The sequence below is a fragment of the Catenulispora sp. GAS73 genome, assembly GCF_041262085.1.
GTDB lineage: Bacteria > Actinomycetota > Actinomycetes > Streptomycetales > Catenulisporaceae > Catenulispora.
The window spans coordinates 1-15645 of the sequence record NZ_JBGCCM010000050.1 but is presented as its reverse complement, the minus strand read 5'-3'; the positions used below and the strand labels follow the sequence as shown (position 1 = coordinate 15645).

The window sequence follows — 15645 nt, the reverse complement described above, 5'->3', positions numbered from 1 at the left end:
ACCACCCTAGACCACCTGGATCCGACTACCAACGGACTGTCGGCGCCGCTACCAGCGGACTTCGGAGATTCTCCTCTTAGGGCGTGCGCGGATAGGCGCGGGGCGAGTCAGAGATTTGACTTTCACGATCTTGTAGAGGTTGTTGGCCTGTTTGGTGACCGTGCAGTGCTGGTTGGTGCCGCCGGTGCAGGTCCACTGGATGACGGTGGTCCCAGGGGTAGTGAAGCCGCCGTTGACGATCTGGTAGGAGCCGTCGGACTGCCGGGTGAAGACCCAGTTCTGGTTGGCGCCGTTGTTCGGCGTCCAGGTGATGAGCTGCGTGCCGTGCGAGGTGGCGTTGTTGGGGTCGTCCAGAGCCTTGCCAGCGGCGCTGATCGTGTGGGTGCCGCTAAAGACCGGGGTGGTCGGGTTGCCTTGCCGACGATCCGGGTGCCGTAGAGAACGTAGAAGTACCCGGATGCGGTGTCGACGAACAGCCGCGGGTCGCCGTCGCCGTAGTACCGCCTGGCCGGTGAGGTGGCGTCGTCGAGGCGGCGCAGCGAGCCAACGTGGCCGAGTAGAGCGCTGGGAGCGGCAGTTCCTGCACTCTGGTCGGGCTGCCCTGGGTGGCTGGCAGGGCTGGAGCCTCGGCACATGAGGCGCAGCTGGAGCGCGAGAACGAGAAGCTCAAGGCCGCTCTAGGCGAGGCCCATGTCGAGCGACTGGCCGATGGGAGCTGCCGACGACGTGGTGACGTGCCCGAACAGCCGGGGTACATCACGACTGCCGTAGCGGAGTGTTGCGCCGGGTAGTGGTGCGTTGTCTAGGATCAGACCTCTGATGAAGTTCGGCTGCAGTCGGCGGTCGACGAGTGGGGTGGGGGCCGGGTTGATTGAGGAGATCACGAAGGAATCGCTCGAGAAGTTCTTGATTGCGACCGGTGGTGCTCTCGGAAAGGGCGCAGGCGAAAAGGTGGGCAGGCCGGCCGCCGCCGCGTTCGCGAGGGCGATGGTCGCGCGACTTCCGAAGCTGAGAAAAATGATCAAGGCGAAGAAGGATCCGATCGCCGAGATCGCACGGCTGATGACGCAGCTGACGCTAGCCGACTCCGACGACGCGCAGTCCGCGCGTTTGCACCGCGCCATGCTGACGGAGCACATCGAGACCGACATCATCGGCCCCGAGTTCCAGTTCAGGTGCACCGATGCCAATTATCCGCCCGAGCCCACAGAGTTCGCCGATCGCGTTGAAGAGCGTGCGTGGATCGTCGAGGCCGCCTGCGCCCGAGGCGACGTGGCGAAACTTCTGTACCTCGCCGGAATGCGGAGCATCGGGAAGTCGACGATGTTGCTGTACTGGATCCGTCATCATGGGACGGACTTCTTCGAGGACGGCATCTATTATCTGGACCTGGACAGACTGAACTCTGACGAGCCGGACCCCGGCGAGGTCGCCAGGGTGCTCCTGGCGCAGGTCGGACTACCCCCGGCACTGATCCCGCCCGAGCCGGAAGTCGCCAGAAAATGGTGGGCCAAGCTGACGCAGGGCAGGAAGATCTGCGTCATCTTCGATCACGTCAAGGACGCCGACGAGATCGCGACGCTGATTCCGCAGTCGGCGAACAGCACGGTCATTGTGGCTGCGGACACGATGATCGGCGACCTGCTGGGTGCCGACGTCAAGTATCGCGAGGTGCGCGGATTCGACGCAGACGCGGCCAGAGCGTACTTCCAGAACACGGTGGCACCCCACCAGCTGGACAGCGACGCCGCTTTGCGCAGTGTGGTCGACGTCTGTGCCGGCATCCCGGCGGTCCTGATGATGGTCGCCGGCATCCTGAACAGGGAGCCCAGCACCACCATGACTGACTTGAACCACCGGCTGGCCCGGCGCGGTGGCGCGATCGACGAATTCCGCTCGCACCGCTCGGGCACGGTGCGAGTGTTCGACGAATCGTACGCGAGCTTGCCCGCGGATGCCCGCAAGCTTTACCGAGCACTTGGTCTGCTGCCCGACCAGATGTCGGCATTCGGCGACTCGTGGCTTGCGGAAGTCTCAGGACTTTCGCTCGAAAGGACGCGCGCGGCACGGCGGGAACTGACTGGGCGGTACCTGATCGCCAAGTCCTGGAACGAGACGGCCGGGACAGACCAGCCCGGGGACGGAACGACGCTCTCAGCCAACCATATGATCCGCATCCATGCTCGCGAGGTGCTCGAGCAGGAAGGCGAATTCTCGAAGGCCCGGCAGCGGGAGGCCTACGTTGCACTGCGCGCTTGGTACGCGATCATGCTTCAGTACGCCGACAAGGCGATCTCGCGTAACAACCCGTTCCGGGTGGTCAAAGTGGCGCTGGACGCCGATGCCAACCCGTTTGCCCGGCAGCAGACCGCGCTTATGTGGGTCGGACAGCACTTCGACCGAGTCGTGATGCTGATCAACCAGGCGTTCATTGACGGCGAGGACGAAGTTGTCGTCGAAATGACCGAACCGCTGCAGACGTACCTCTTCAACCGGCGCCCAGGCAGAGTATCCGTCGACGTGCTCCGGTGCGCGGTCATCTCGGCCCAGCGCCTCGGCAACAAGCGCTACGAGGCCAGAATGCGATGCTTGCTGTCGCGCGCGCTACGGGAAGCTGAAGCCGAACTCCTCGACGAAGCCCAGGAACAGGTCGATGGGGCCCTCGAAGTCGTCGGGACCTTGTCCGCGCCGGCCGACGACGACGAACAGCACGCCGACAAGATACTGAGGGCATCGGTTGACGAGTTCATCGGCCTCGTCCGCCTCGACAAGAACGACCCTGAAGCCGCACTGAAATGCTTCGAGCAGGCGTATCAGCAACACGTCGCGATCAAGAACGAGCGCGGCATCGTGCTCATGATGCAGATGAGGGGCCGGGCGCTTGTCAGATCCGGCAGGGCGGCCGAGGCGGTGACCATCCTCGGAGAGGCGCTCGAGCGCGTCAGCGATCTCGACGACCGCCTGCACGGCCGCCTGTGGATCGACACAGCCATCGCACGCCTCGGCATCGACGACGAGGCCGGAGCCTTCGAAGCCGTCGACAAGGCAATGCCGTTCCTTCGCGCCCAACAGATGTCAGAGGACATCGAACAAGCAAAGAAGCTGCGAACAGTCAATCAGCCGTAGTTCGTAGCAAGCGATGCACGGCGCGCTGATGTGCCCTGGGTTTGGGACAGTCGGGGCGCTTCATGCTGAACCTGATCGTGGCGCTCGATCTGTGCCTGCAAGGTAGACACAAGCCGATCCGCACCATCTTGATCCTGCTAGTCGGCATGGCGCTGTCCCTAGCCTTCTACTACGAGTGGTCGTGGTGAAGAACACGTGGCGGCTGCTGGCCGAAGCGCGGGTCCACACGACGACGATAAAGAAGGCCAAGACCGCGGTCGCGGTCGGCGCGCGGGCGGCGATGATGCGGACTCGGAGCCGGAGCCTGCTGCAGAGTGCAGGTTTTCGCGCGGTCTCCGTCTTCAACACCACGTCAACGCTTACGTCCGTGGCCGCTGGATGAGATCCACGATCGTCACCTCGCCGGTCGCGGTGATGACGTCGGCCTTCAATTTGGCATCGACCCTGCGCGGCTCGGTTCCATCAGCGCGCACGACCACGGCTTTACCTTGCACTTCGCCGACTTCCGCCGCGGCCTTGATGCCGCTCTTGTCGCGGCTCCGCTTCCGCTTGGCTAGTTCAGGAACCATGTCGGCCAGCTGCGTGGCGAGGTCGGGCAACGTGATCCGCAGGCGGCCGCCGGGTTCCAGCCGGACCGCCTGACGATGGGCCAGCGGCGCGATGTCCGCCGGGAGGTCGTGCGGCGCCGGGATCGAGATCTCGTCGCGGTCTCCGAGCAGCAGCGGGACCACGCGGTTGCCGTTCTTGAGCGCCAGCTCGATCTCGCGGCGGACCCAGTCGTGAGCGTCTTCCAGGCGTCGGGTGCCGTCAGCGTTCTGCGCCGCGAGCCATTCGGGGCCGATGCAGACCAGCATCACGGGGCAGGAAGCCGCCATGTCTTCCAGTTTCGGCGGGAACTCATCTCCGGCGCGCAGGTTGTGTCCGGCCTTGAACACTGCCGACTTGCCGAACTTGGCGGCGAGCTCGTGGTGGACGAGATCAGGAGCCCACTTGGCATCGCCGCCGCCGCCACGGTAGCTGATGAAGATGAGCGGTTTGCGCTTAGGCATTCGGGGCCTCCGGTCGCTTGCCACGGATCCGTGGGTGCGCGGTCCGCGCCAGGGTGATGATGTCGGGGGTCAGCGACCGGAGCCGGGCTGCACGTCGTCGGGACAGGATCGACGCAAGCCGTCGCAGGTCATGGCGTACGGTGACCGATTCGCTCGGCACAGCGGGCAGGAAGGACTCGATGACGTCCGCTGCCCGGTCGCATTCGTGGACATGGGCGTACGCGGTCGCCTCGCGGATGGCGAAACAGACCCGGGCGTGCCGGAGCGAGGGGTTCGACTCGTGCCCGTCCGGGAAGGTGCGCGGCATGGTCGTGGCGAACACTTCTGCTGCCATGCGGAACTCCTCCAGTTCCATCAGCCCTGTGGCTTCGGTCAGCCGCGACGAGCCGAGCTGCGGGTCCCATGAAGGACCCCACTCCCAGTTCTGTGCCGGCGGCGCTGGTGTGTCGCCGACGAGATCGTAGAAGGCGTCCATGACCCGGCTGAATCCTTCTCGGTCTCCGATGCGGGCTCTGGCCCGGGACTCGCGTTGCAGGGCTATGCGGCGCAGTTTTGAAGGCAGCTCCGGGTCCGAGAGCACAGCCTGGACATGGCCGAGGGCGGTCTCGGGGTCGTTGGCTCGCAGCGCTGTCGACGCCCGGCGGATGGCTGCATACCCTGCGACGGCGCTGTCGCCGTAATCAGCGCCGAGTTGCACAGCGACCATCAACCACTCACGCATCGCCCCCGCATCAGCCAATTCCTCCGCGAGCCAGCTCAAGTACTCCGCGTAGCGCGCTTCCACATAGCGGAACGTGGGTGCCTGCCTGACTGAAACCGCAGCTGCTGCCCCGTGGAGGGCCACGATCTGCGTGACGACGTGACTCACCACGGCGGCCGGTCCGAAGCGGTGCCGGTGTACCCGCAGCCGTTCCAGCTCCGCTGCGGCTCCGGCGACCGCCGCCTCGACGGCTTCCGAGGGTCGGGCCGGCACTGCCTTTGCCAGGATCGTCGGGCGCGGGATCCTCACCGGATCCGGGCCGCAGGTCGACGCGGCGCTGAACAGGTTGAGCAAGGCGCCGTCCTGCCTGAGCCGCTTGTCCAGTAGACGAGCTACGTACGGCGATCCGAACGACTGCCCGTTCTCGAGCTTGCTGACGTACCCGAGCGACACGCCCACCAGCGCGGCCAGGTCACGTTGGGACAGGCCCAGGGTGGTCCTGGCACGCAGGATCTCGCCGCCGTAGCTCGCCGGGAGCGGAGGCCTTTGCGAGCTCACAGGCCGCGACGGCTGTGGCGGGGGTAGTTCGGTAGGCCGGCTGAGTAAGGATTCGTACACCCGCACCAAGCGTGGCGACGCGGGCCGCAGCCCATTCTCGATCTTGCTCAGGTGGCCCTTGGTGTAGTCGGTGAGTTTCTCGATCTGCCCCAGGCTCACGCCCGCCTCCTCGCGGAGATCTCGCAACGCGTGGCCGCTCCCGTTCGATGGTGCCATGAATCTCAAAGTACTGAGAAATCCGGCCGATGGGGGTCCTCTTCGCGACGCTCCGGAGCAATCAGGGGGCCCAGAGTGAACAGGCAACAGTTCTCAAGCCTGCTCCGCGTTGCTAGTTTCATTGATCGCCAGCCGTTATCCGCAGCGGCGCTGACCCGCTGACCTGCCGATGGTGTCGCGATGGCTTCGTGCCATGACAACTATCGATCAATTCTGCGCTGCTACGCAGAGCATGCGCGTGGCCGACAGGCGCACTCGAGATCTGGAGGAACCGATGCCCGACCCGGACGCGGTGGCGATACCGGCGCTCGCCGGCGCCGCGCTCGCCCAAGGAATCACGTTTCTGTACGGCCAGGCCGCCGAGCTGCTTCGCGTACGGCGCGAAGACAAGGGCGCGCATCGCGTGGTCTTCGCAGTGCCCGAGGTCTTCAAGCCGTTGGACTCGGCTGCGCGGCCCGACCTCGCCGTTCTCGCCGACCGCGAGCGCGACCTCCGGATGCTGCTCCAGATCGCCGAACCGTTCACGGCCCGGCCGGCGGCGGACCTCGACGGTGCCGACGAATCACTGAGGGTCTGCTTCGGCCACATACGCGCCGTACTGGAGGACGTCTACGGCACGCGATTCACGTTCGGGGGCGAGCCACGACCGACACGGCGCGTGCGGCAGACGGTTGGGGACGTCCGCGGCCCGACGACCGGAATGAAGATCCGCGGCGCCACCGCGAACACTGTCGTCGACGTCGTACAGCGGGTCAAGACCGTCCACGAGAGCGGCGAGCTGACGGGCATCGACATCGATCTCGGAGCCAGGCAGTCCGCTCAGACACCACATCACGATCAAGCGAATGAATCCAGTTTGGGGGACTGATGGACCTTCTGCAGACGGTCGAAGCGACCAGTCATGATGAGACGGAGGTAGCGACGCTGGAGATGTCGGACGTCGATGCCGAGCTGGAGCAGTTGAGGATACCTCCCACGCAGCCGGGAATCCGGATCAAATCCGAGGTCGGAGTCAATAACGGTAGCCTCACCTTGCTCAGCGTGGTGGTGGCCGAAGCGCGCAAGCGTTCGAAACTTCCGTCCGACTTCCTCGCCGAGGTTCGCCGAACCTTCGCCCAACCCGGCAAGACGTTCGACTCGGCGTTCTCCGCGCTGCGTAGCAATCAGCGACTCGTCGTGCTGAGGTACCGGCCGGACAGCGGAACCCGAACTGCGGCCGTCGCCATGATCGCTCGATTGACGAGGAACGAGCATGTCAGGCCGCACTATCTGCGTGTGGGCGGGCCAAATGGGCTTCCCACGGCCGAACTGGCTTCCGAGAAATATCAGGCTTATCTCATGGACCTGACCGTGCTCGGAGAGGAGACCGATCTCTCGCCGGACTTCGGTGTCGAGCTCAAAGCCGTGTCGGCAATACTCAGGAAGTCGGACTCCTATCTGATCGTGATCACGGAAGACGAGCAGTGGGGCTGGATCGGCCAATACGCGCCGGACAGCCTGGTGCACGATCTGGAGCCGCCGAATCCGGTGCTGGTTGCTCAGAAATGGCTGAAGGAGCGCGTCCCGGACCGTGACTTCGCGGATTGGTTCACCGACCCCGCTATCAGGAGGTTGCTGAACAAGGTGGCGCCGCGGGAAGCCGTCAAGATCGCGCAGCTCATCGAGACGGCGGTCGCACCCGGTTTCAAGCCCTTGCTGGACGGTACCGACCTGAAGCCGGGAACGACCAGCGAGGACGCCGACTTCCAGCAGCGTGTCAGAAGCGTCGTGGCCAGTCGGGCGCAGTGGCGGTCGGACCTGCTGGATTGGCACAAGGCGCCGGGACGAACAGCCTTCGAACGCAATTTCCTGCTTGCGACGGCAGTGTTGAGTGGGTTCTCGGTGGGAGTCGCGTATGCCGAGGCGAAGAGACTCTGTAAGGTGTTCCGCGACGTGGTCGCGGGGGTGAGCGGGCACAGCGGACCTGGCGTCATCGAGCTGCTGGACACGATCCGGGCAGACACCGACCACGATGAAAGCGTTGTCTTCCCGAGGCCACGGTGGGCAGAAGCTGTTCTCGCCTACTACTGGCAAGACCGACCCGACGACCATGACGCCTTCATCACCTGGCTCGCCGGGCTGCCGAAGAGCGAATCTATCCGGCCGGCGACGCGTGCCGCCGTGGCCACCCGCGTGTCCGATGTCCTGTTCGACCTGATCATGACTCCGGAGCGGGTCGGCCAACTCGGTCGTGTCATCGACCTGTGGAGCGCACAGGAAGAGTCGAGGACCGCGGCTCGCAGCTTTCTCACCGCAGCCGCGTTGCACCCCACGTTGGGCCGTGATGTCGCACGGATGATGCTGGACTGGTCGAAGCAGCTCGGCGTCCAGCGGCGCATAGCGGTCGCGGTGGTCTGCGGCGGCGACTTCGGGCAGCTCAGCACCGACAAGGCGCTGGTGCGGCTCAGTTACCTCATCGAGAGCGATGAGCCTGAGGTAGTCACTGCGGCTGAGCAGGCTGTAGTCGCTCTTTGGAAGCAGCCTGAGACCGGGAGAGAGCTCCTTGAACAGCTGATCAAATGGGAATCGGACGGCGTGGCGACGCATGTCCGGGCTGCCCGGAACATCTTCACCCGGGTGGCCGCGCTTCCCTCGCCGACCGCCGCTGGTCGCCCCGATCTGCTGGTGCGGGCGGTGGCAAGCGAGGAGGACCTGGACCTCGTCGCGAAGGGGTGGCGTTGCCTGCTGGAGTCCGAGATGAAGGGCGATGCTCTCGGTAAGGCATTGCTCCCCTGGTTCGACGCCGCCCTGGTGGCTCCGGACGTCGCCGCCGACGTGATGTCCGTATTCGAACGGGTCACAGCGGACAGCCGGCGGGCGCACAGGCGTCTTGAAAACTGCGCCTACTTCTGGCGCGGATCCTCCGGACCAGCGGACGAGACTCCGGCGGGCATCTTCATGAGTCAAGTCGTTCGACTCGGGGAGCGCGAGTCGAACGGTACTGCTCCTGACGGCCCTGGCGAGGAGGACCCCGCGGAATGAGGTGGTTGGGGAGTGGCCGCGAGGTGTGGCTCGATTCCTTCAGCGACCGAGCCGCCGGGCAAGACGGCTTCAGCTTCGATGTCGAGTACCACGTGGCAGTTCAGGGAGCCGATGCCGGTTCGCTGGACAAACAGCGAAATGCGTGCGCCACCGTCCGCGCGATCGCCGAACCGGCACTGGCCCGCTGCGATGTCCTGCGCCCCTGGGCAGCGGAGCAGGACGTCAATCTCCACCTGTCATCGTCGTTGTCGAGGCGTGGGGTGGGAGCCGTTGTCGCGGGGGCCCGGATAGTCGTCCGAGTCGACGGCGAGACCGCCGATGTGGCCGGTCGTTTGGCTAACGCCCGCCAGGTCGCGAAGGTGGACGCGGTTGAGCGGGAGAGATTACGCGCCCGGATGGCGTTCCTTGAAAGGGAGGTCATCCGCGACAAGGCGGCGCTCAGACTCTACTTGCTGGCCGAGGAAATCGAACAAGGCAGGCAGATTCCTGATAGGCATATCGAAGAGCTGGAATCCCTGGCCGACGAAGTTCGGCAATGGTCGCCAGCCAATGCGTGGGTTGCGACGGCGAAGATCCTCCATGACTATTTCGACCGTCTCCACCCTCGTCATGTCGAGACGTTGGTCTCGACCCTACGTGACAGCATCCGCGACCACGACAACCTGGACCTCCTCGACCGGTTCGATACCGTGCACGGTCCGCGGGCGTGACCGCACGCAGATCCCCTCTCCTCAAAGGTTTCAAGACCATGTTGCGTCCAAAAGGTGCGCCCGAAGGCGCGGCCAAGTATAAGAGAACATCGATGTGGATCGGACATGGACGGCGTCTGACCAAGGCAGCCGGTATCTCGACGATCACGCTTCGGTGCCACGCCGACACCTGGAATGTGATCCTTGAGTTGATGCGAAGTTTCCAAGACTGGAGCGCGCCTCAAGCGATTCCCTGCCCGCCTGGCGCCATGGTCGAAGCCCAGTTGTCAGGGCCGAAAGTCGCCGCCCTCCTGTTCGGAATGCGCTCCCGCTTCGTCGCCTTCAACGGATTCAACCGCGCCGTTGCCCGCCGCGTGTACATCGCGGTGGCTGAGGTAGTGGACCTGGTCGACTCGGCGAGCGCCGGGAGTGCATCGCCAGCCGTCTTCCTCAACGATATCGCCGACGGCTCCGTTGATGGAACGTCAGCGGAGCCCGACTGACCGGCCAGGCCGAACAGCCGGCGGGCGCCGTGGATCAGCGGTTCAGCAGCCGAGTAACCTGCAGCGCCTGAGACATGTCGGTGCTGGGGCGGTGTGCGGCAACCGTCAGCAGTTATCAGCGCGTTGACGGAACCCACGGGAATCCTCAGGAAGCTGTTGGGCATCCAGTTCAGCACCGCGACGGCCTGGTGCCAGACGGTGGGCAACACCAGGCTCGCCTAGGCTGCCCCGCTGACTAAGCGCCGCCCATCCCGACGGTCAACGCCCAAGGTAGGGTTCGTTCGGTGGACGATTCCTCGAACGTCGTGTGGATCCGGTGACGGCTTGCGGCAAGGACCGCCCGCGCGCTCAACCTGCAAACTCAAGGCGTCGATCGGCGCCGTCTGGACAAATACCTGCTCCAGGGGATCCCGCGGTGCTCGGCCGGATCGCCGCCGCGATCGCCCATCAGCTTCCGGCCAGGGCTCTCGATCACAGCTGTACAAGCCTCAGATATCAGCCAAACCATACGGGGCGAAGTCGGAGTCGCCGTGGCCCTTAAGTTCCTTAAAGGTCGGCTCAATCTTCGCCGCCGGCGGGATGCAGGACGTGCCCGAGCGCGTGGTGATCTTCATGGTTATGAAGAACCGGCCTGCTGGTGGCCGATCCGTCACGATCATGACCCAGATGCCCAATGCGATAGGCGTGACCTGGGGATTCACTGCTGAATATTACTTACACCACTACAGTGGACATGACCACGCCTGCGGTGACTGGCTCCTGCTGCCGGCCCGATCTGGCCCGGAGCCTCGGCAAATACGCGGCAAGACTTGACACGGGCCAACACCAAAAGTGTCTTAGCAGCAGGCCGGGAGGCTGCGGTGCCGCGAAACTGTGGGGACTCATAACCCCTTGGTCACACGTTCAACTCTCCTGGCCAGGCCACAAAGAGACAGCGGTCCATGGTGGGCTGGTTGCATGTACACGACTGGGTTCATGGGCGCTCATTCTCGCCCGGCCGGCGCGCGGAGCTACGGTGTCATGCCAAGCCTGTGGTGAAGCAGAGGCCGGTCTGGTCACTCTGCGCCGGCAAGATGCTGCCGCAGTTCCGACCAGGGGGTGTCGCACGGGTCAGCGACCAGTCGCCACCATCGACTGGGACTCCTCGGGTACGGTTTGCCTGCCTTGGACACGTGCAGTTGCGCCCTGGTGAGGATGAGTCCGTGTCGGGCACGGGAGAGCATGACGAGCAGCACGCGCTGTTCCTCGGCTACTGCCTCGTTGTCGGTGGCCAGGTAGTAGGGGATGTGTCCTTCGTCCAACCCAATGACGATCACCCAATCAAACTGCTGCCCTTTACCTGTGTGCGCGTTGAGCAGATGCACGCCCGGTTCGATCGGCCGATCGTCAGCGCGGATGGTCAGCTGGTCGAGGGCTTTGGATGCCGGCCCTGCCGGTCCGGCAAGCTCCTCCAACATCTCCAAGGCTTCAACCGCCTGCTGGTAGGTATCCACGTCCGCGGGGTCGATCAGCGCTAGGACTCTATCTCGCAGTTCCTCAACGGTGCTGGTCGCCGGGAGGGCCCGGAAGGCGTCCCGGAGCCGCTCGGCCAGCACGCTGTCATCGATCGCCAGGTCCCAGCGATAGCGTGGCAGTCCGTGCGCGTTGTCCAAGGCGTCATCCAGTTCCTTGCGCCGCCAAGAAGCGCGCACGATGACCCCGATGGAAACGTCGGGGTCTTGAGCCAGGATGCTCTCGCATATTTCGACGATCGCCTCGGCCTCCTCGGTGGTGCTGTCGAACTCCACGGCGCACGCGGCCCCGCCGACGCGCCAGGCGGACGGGTCGGCGGCGGCCAGTTGCTCGCCACCGAGTTCTTCGGCCGCGGCGTTGACGACGGCCAGGACCGCTGGAGAGGAACGGTAGGAGACGGTAAGTGCATGCGGGCTGCCGCACATCTGCCTCAGCGTTGCCTCCACCTCGGCCGGCTGAGCACCGGCCCACGTGAAGATGCCCTGCAGGGGGTCGCCGACGAAGGTGCGGCTGGCAGTGCAGCTTCGGGTGGCCAGGTCCAGCTGCTGCATCGACAGATCCTGGAACTCGTCGACCAGCACCGCCCCATAGTGCCGCTCGTACAGCTCGGCGATCGCATCCACGTGGAGAAGCCGCTGGGCATGCCGTAGGAGGTCGTCGTAGTGCAGGATCCCTGCGGCGACTCGGCCGCGTTCCAGGTTCGCGGCCCGCAAGTCGATATCGTCAAGCAGCGCGGCGACTTCGGCGTCGTCGAGGGGCCCGCGTTTGGCCTCCCGAAGGGCCCGTGCGATCGCCTCCCGGGCCGGCCAGTCGTTGCCGACCTCCGTCTCCAGCGCCCGGGTGAGCGTACGGGCATCGGGCATTGCGAAGGCGGGGTCCAGGCCGAGGGTGCGCCCGTGGGAGCGCAAGATCTCGGCGGCGTGGCCGTGGAAGTTGCGCACCCGGATGTAGCGGCGGAACCGGATGGCGCCAAGCTCGCGCTGCAGTCTGGCTCCCAGGTTGCGCTTGGCCTTGTTGGAGAATGTCAGAGCGAGGATCTTCTGGTGCGGTTCCAGGCGTTCGATCAGTACTGCCGCGCGGCGGGCCAGCAACTCGGTCTTGCCGGTGCCCGGGGGCGCGATCACCAGCAGCGCGTCGCCGGGGGTGGCGGCCAGCGACGCAGCGGTCAGCGGTTCGGTCACGTCTGGCTCCGGGCTGCGACGGCTCGCAGCATGTCCGCCACGCTTGTGATGCTGGCGGCGTCGTCCGCTGTCAAGGCGCCGCCCACGGCGAGGGCCGTCTCAGTTTTATTCTTGCGGCAGAACTCCGCGGCCTTCTCGGCGGTGATGTCTTCGATCTCGGAGACGCAGGCCGTCTGGAGCAGGTCCGCCTGCTTGCAGACGCCCGCATTGATGAGGATCTTCGCCACGGCCGGGCCTCCCAGAGCGGCGCAGTACTCGCCCTCCAAATCCGGGTCACACACCCAAATCCGGCGGCCCAGAATATTCGCGGGCTTGTCGTTGAAAGCTCCCACCCACTTATTCTTCCTGTCCGCATCAACCAGGCCGAACAGTTCGACATCGAAGCCCTTGGGGCCGAGGAAATTGAAGAGGTTGGGGAACTTGTCGGCACCGTCGATGTCGAACACCGTGCAGCCGAGACGATCCAGCCCGATGTCAAGGGCCCGACCGACGCCCTCGACGACGTACCGGTCGGCCACACCCTCGACCAGGACGACCGATCGCGCCGACAGTGCCTCCAGCAGCCGCGAGGACCACCACCGGGCCCGCAGCTTGTCGATGTTGGTCAGCGCCGAGGTCGGCAGCTGACGTACCCGGCCCTGCGGACTGATCGCGACCACCTGTGACGGCTCGAATCGCTCCATGACGAACGGCGAGTGCGTGACAAGCAGCAGCTGGTTCTGCGCGCCGGCAAACAGGTTCGCCGCGGTGCGCTGGCTGGTGGGGTGAAGGTGCAGTTCGGGCTCGTCGATCGCGATGACGTTCGCCGTCCCCTGCGCGAGCAGGAACAACGTCATCGACATCAGCTGGCGCATACCGTCGGACTGGTCGCTCAGCGCGACGAATACGTCGTCGCGCTGTAGGAACATCGCGACGTTCCCCAGCACCGAGGCGGCCGGATCCGCGACCGAGCGCACCGCCAGGTGGTCGGCGCCGATCTGCCGGGGCATCGCACGAGACAGGTGCTCAGCGACGTCCTCGCGCAGCTTGGCCAGCATGGTACTCGAGCCGAGCTTGGCGTTGAAGTCCGCGAGCATCGCGGCCAGCTCACCACGCTCGGCTCCCAGGTCGATCGAGTCCAGCAGTACCCGCATCGCGCTGGCCGGACCGTCGAGCTGGGAGTTGCCGGTGCCTCGGGTGGCCGGCAGATAGCGCCAACCGAACGCCTCCATCTGCTCGCGGCTCGGCGGACGGTTGTCGCCGCGGCCAGGGAACCATCGGCTGACCACGACCTGCTCGGGATCCTCATCCAGGGCGACTTCCAGCCGGACGGTCAGCGTTTCGCGGCGGCCGTCGGGCGAGACGTCGATCTCACGGTGGAACAGGGTCTTCTCCTGCGCGGTGAACTCCTCCAGCACGACCTCGACGACGAGGGGTTGCATTGGGTCCCGCAGATCTGAGGAGCCGTAGGTCTGGTACAACTGCCCCACTCCGAGGCCCAGGACAGCCTGCACCGCCCGAAGCAGCGAGGTCTTGCCGACGTCGTTGGCGCCGATCAAGACCAGGTGGTGCCGAACCTCTATGTCGACGTCCTGCAACCGGATGTAGTTGGCGACTTTGACCCTAGCCAGGCGCATCGGCGGTGTCCTCACCCTGTTGCGCGGTACCCTGCCTGCCGCCGTACGACCCGGCTTCGCTCCGTGTTGCTCTGATCACGCGCACCAGAGTACGGGGGTGACCCGGCCTGCTTCACGCGAATTGCCGGACCGGAACAAGCTTCGGCGCAAGAGTTTGGCGCCAGCCCGAGCCGTGCTCGGCGACGGCCATGGCGCCCGCCCTCGATCAAGCCATCGCATCGCGAATCAACGCCCCGCCAATGAAGAGCCCTGATACGATCGACCACTCACTGCCACGCTCGCCGAACTGTATGTAATTGACTTGACGATGGGGGCTAGATGCATCTTCTTGTCGGCGATAGTGAAGGCCGCGTCCGCATACCGGTCGGCGGCCTTCCTGACGGAGTCATCGCAGTCACCGTTCCCGTACGGCGCGATCGCGAATCTCACGCACCGCGGGATCGGCGCGGACGATTACGCGTAGCCGATGTCGACCTCATCGCGGAGGAGCCTTCGAGTGCTTATTCACCGTCTGCAGACCTCAGCACTCGTGACTTGATTTTCGCATTGGAAGCGGGGCGACGTGACTGGTCGACCATCGTCGACTACTTCGGCATCAACCGCGTGCATTCAGCGGCCCTGTCCCTCGTTCGATCAGGGGGCGTCGTCCTGCGCTGCCAGACCGATGAAAACCTGGACTTGGCTCTACCAGTGGGTTGGCGACGCTCCCACGCTTGGTCGCTTCAACATGCCGACCTGCTCAACGATCTCCGAGGCCGCCCTGATCCAGACGCATTGCGCGCCGAACTCATCCAATTGATGAGCAGCGTTCCGAAGCTCGACGAGGAGCGCGCCCTGTTAGACGCCTGCCCCGCAGGAACGCCCTTGCGTGTTCCCGCGAAGAGCGCAACAGCGACGGCGGCCTGGAGCGTGTACGAGAACGCGATCCGAGCCGCCGTCATCTGGTGGCCACATCACGACAAAGCCTTGCCGAAGCTCACCGCTCACGACGTTGCGGGGCGCGCGTTCCGCAACTCGAAGGCTTGGACGCCTGAACGTGCGGCGGCTTTCACCAATCTCATCGGCATAAGCTTCGACCAGGCTCTCGACCGCGCCGACACGGACATCCGCGTGAGGGGTCCGCTCGAGTGGTGGATTGGAAGTGTCGCGGCTGACGCGTCCACGGCCGATCCATGGATCGCACTGCCTGCACGGGGTCTGCAAACGGTAGGTGACCTCCGATGCCGCGCTGGCGGTGTGCTGCTTGTGGAAAACGCCGACACTTTTGAAAAGGTTTGCACGATCCCCGGGCTCACGGAAGCGTGGTTGTGCATATGGGGAAAGGGCTATTCAAGCCACGGCATGGTCACGCTTCTGGAACAGTTTTCGACTCTTCCCATGGTCACGTCCGCGCTGGTGGTGTATGGGGTGGCCAGCGGGTGATCCTGTGTTGTTGTTAGGCGATCAGGGCTGCCGGTTCTGCATCCGGTTCGGG

14 protein-coding genes are annotated in these 15645 nt (G+C 65.0%); 8 read left to right on the top strand and 6 right to left on the bottom strand.

Annotation, left to right across the window (positions count from 1 at the left end):
- Window positions 1-48: 48 nt before the first annotated feature.
- Window positions 49-633: an RICIN domain-containing protein gene (locus tag ABH935_RS45500; protein WP_370384233.1), complete on the bottom strand. Its 585-nt coding sequence runs from the start codon at window positions 631-633 to the stop codon at window positions 49-51.
- A gap of 186 nt (window positions 634-819) precedes the next feature.
- Between ABH935_RS45500 and ABH935_RS45495 the strand changes: the two genes are divergently transcribed.
- From ABH935_RS45495 to ABH935_RS45485, 3 genes are read left to right on the top strand one after another with little or no spacing between them, the layout of a single operon-like run.
- The gene (locus ABH935_RS45495; RefSeq protein WP_370384232.1) at window positions 820-3126 is read left to right on the top strand and encodes an NB-ARC domain-containing protein; all 2307 of its coding nucleotides are present in this window, start codon (window positions 820-822) and stop codon (window positions 3124-3126) included.
- A 41-nt stretch (window positions 3127-3167) separates the two neighbouring features.
- Window positions 3168-3314 carry a hypothetical protein gene (locus ABH935_RS45490; protein ID WP_370384231.1) on the top strand — a complete coding sequence of 49 codons (147 nt, stop codon included), beginning with the start codon at window positions 3168-3170 and terminating at the stop codon, window positions 3312-3314.
- The gene (locus tag ABH935_RS45485) at window positions 3302-3508 is read left to right on the top strand and encodes a hypothetical protein (RefSeq protein ID WP_370384230.1); all 207 of its coding nucleotides are present in this window, start codon (window positions 3302-3304) and stop codon (window positions 3506-3508) included. The genes ABH935_RS45490 and ABH935_RS45485 overlap by 13 nt, the downstream gene beginning before the upstream one ends.
- On the opposite strand, the gene ABH935_RS45480 is transcribed toward ABH935_RS45485, so the two are convergent.
- On the bottom strand, window positions 3486-4199 hold the full coding sequence (locus ABH935_RS45480; RefSeq protein WP_370384229.1) for a toll/interleukin-1 receptor domain-containing protein: 714 nt from the start codon (window positions 4197-4199) through the stop codon (window positions 3486-3488). The genes ABH935_RS45485 and ABH935_RS45480 overlap by 23 nt on opposite strands.
- Window positions 4168-5649: a helix-turn-helix domain-containing protein gene (locus tag ABH935_RS45475; RefSeq protein ID WP_370384228.1), complete on the bottom strand. Its 1482-nt coding sequence runs from the start codon at window positions 5647-5649 to the stop codon at window positions 4168-4170. Before ABH935_RS45475 ends, ABH935_RS45480 begins: the two co-directional genes overlap by 32 nt.
- Before the next feature lie 232 nt (window positions 5650-5881).
- Between ABH935_RS45475 and ABH935_RS45470 the strand changes: the two genes are divergently transcribed.
- From ABH935_RS45470 to ABH935_RS45455, 4 genes are read left to right on the top strand one after another with little or no spacing between them, the layout of a single operon-like run.
- Window positions 5882-6517, top strand: a complete 636-nt coding sequence (locus ABH935_RS45470) for a hypothetical protein (protein WP_370384227.1) — start codon at window positions 5882-5884, stop codon at window positions 6515-6517.
- Complete coding sequence (locus tag ABH935_RS45465) at window positions 6517-8670, top strand: hypothetical protein (RefSeq protein WP_370384226.1); 2154 nt, start codon at window positions 6517-6519, stop codon at window positions 8668-8670. Before ABH935_RS45470 ends, ABH935_RS45465 begins: the two co-directional genes overlap by 1 nt.
- Before the next feature lie 23 nt (window positions 8671-8693).
- Window positions 8694-9380: a hypothetical protein gene (locus ABH935_RS45460; protein ID WP_370384225.1), complete on the top strand. Its 687-nt coding sequence runs from the start codon at window positions 8694-8696 to the stop codon at window positions 9378-9380.
- Entirely contained in the window at window positions 9377-9862 is a 486-nt protein-coding gene (locus ABH935_RS45455) for a hypothetical protein (protein ID WP_370384224.1), read from the top strand. Before ABH935_RS45460 ends, ABH935_RS45455 begins: the two co-directional genes overlap by 4 nt.
- A gap of 488 nt (window positions 9863-10350) precedes the next feature.
- Here the strand turns inward: ABH935_RS45455 and ABH935_RS45450 are convergent, their stop codons facing one another.
- From ABH935_RS45450 to ABH935_RS45440, 3 genes are all read right to left on the bottom strand, one after another.
- A complete protein-coding gene (locus ABH935_RS45450) occupies window positions 10351-10563 on the bottom strand; it encodes a hypothetical protein (protein WP_370384223.1) in 213 nt (70 codons plus the stop codon).
- A gap of 354 nt (window positions 10564-10917) precedes the next feature.
- Complete coding sequence (locus ABH935_RS45445; RefSeq protein WP_370384222.1) at window positions 10918-12555, bottom strand: UvrD-helicase domain-containing protein; 1638 nt, start codon at window positions 12553-12555, stop codon at window positions 10918-10920.
- Window positions 12552-14171, bottom strand: coding sequence for an ATP-dependent endonuclease (locus tag ABH935_RS45440; protein ID WP_370384221.1), 1620 nt, complete (start codon window positions 14169-14171; stop codon window positions 12552-12554). Before ABH935_RS45440 ends, ABH935_RS45445 begins: the two co-directional genes overlap by 4 nt.
- Before the next feature lie 318 nt (window positions 14172-14489).
- On the opposite strand from ABH935_RS45440, the gene ABH935_RS45435 reads away from it, so the two are divergent.
- Window positions 14490-15593: a hypothetical protein gene (locus ABH935_RS45435; protein ID WP_370384220.1), complete on the top strand. Its 1104-nt coding sequence runs from the start codon at window positions 14490-14492 to the stop codon at window positions 15591-15593.
- The last annotated feature ends 52 nt before the right edge of the window (window positions 15594-15645 follow it).

What these genes read in the sequence shown, in the direction of transcription:
- ABH935_RS45495 (WP_370384232.1), top strand. Translation starts at nt 820, where the DNA reads ATGAAGTTCGGCTGCAGTCGGCGGTCGACGAGTGGGGTGGGGGCCGGG.
- ABH935_RS45435 (WP_370384220.1), top strand. Translation starts at nt 14,490, where the DNA reads ATGCATCTTCTTGTCGGCGATAGTGAAGGCCGCGTCCGCATACCGGTC.
- ABH935_RS45470 (WP_370384227.1), top strand. Translation starts at nt 5,882, where the DNA reads ATGCGCGTGGCCGACAGGCGCACTCGAGATCTGGAGGAACCGATGCCC.
- ABH935_RS45465 (WP_370384226.1), top strand. Translation starts at nt 6,517, where the DNA reads ATGGACCTTCTGCAGACGGTCGAAGCGACCAGTCATGATGAGACGGAG.
- ABH935_RS45475 (WP_370384228.1), bottom strand. Translation starts at nt 5,649, where the DNA reads ATGGCACCATCGAACGGGAGCGGCCACGCGTTGCGAGATCTCCGCGAG.
- ABH935_RS45440 (WP_370384221.1), bottom strand. Translation starts at nt 14,171, where the DNA reads ATGCGCCTGGCTAGGGTCAAAGTCGCCAACTACATCCGGTTGCAGGAC.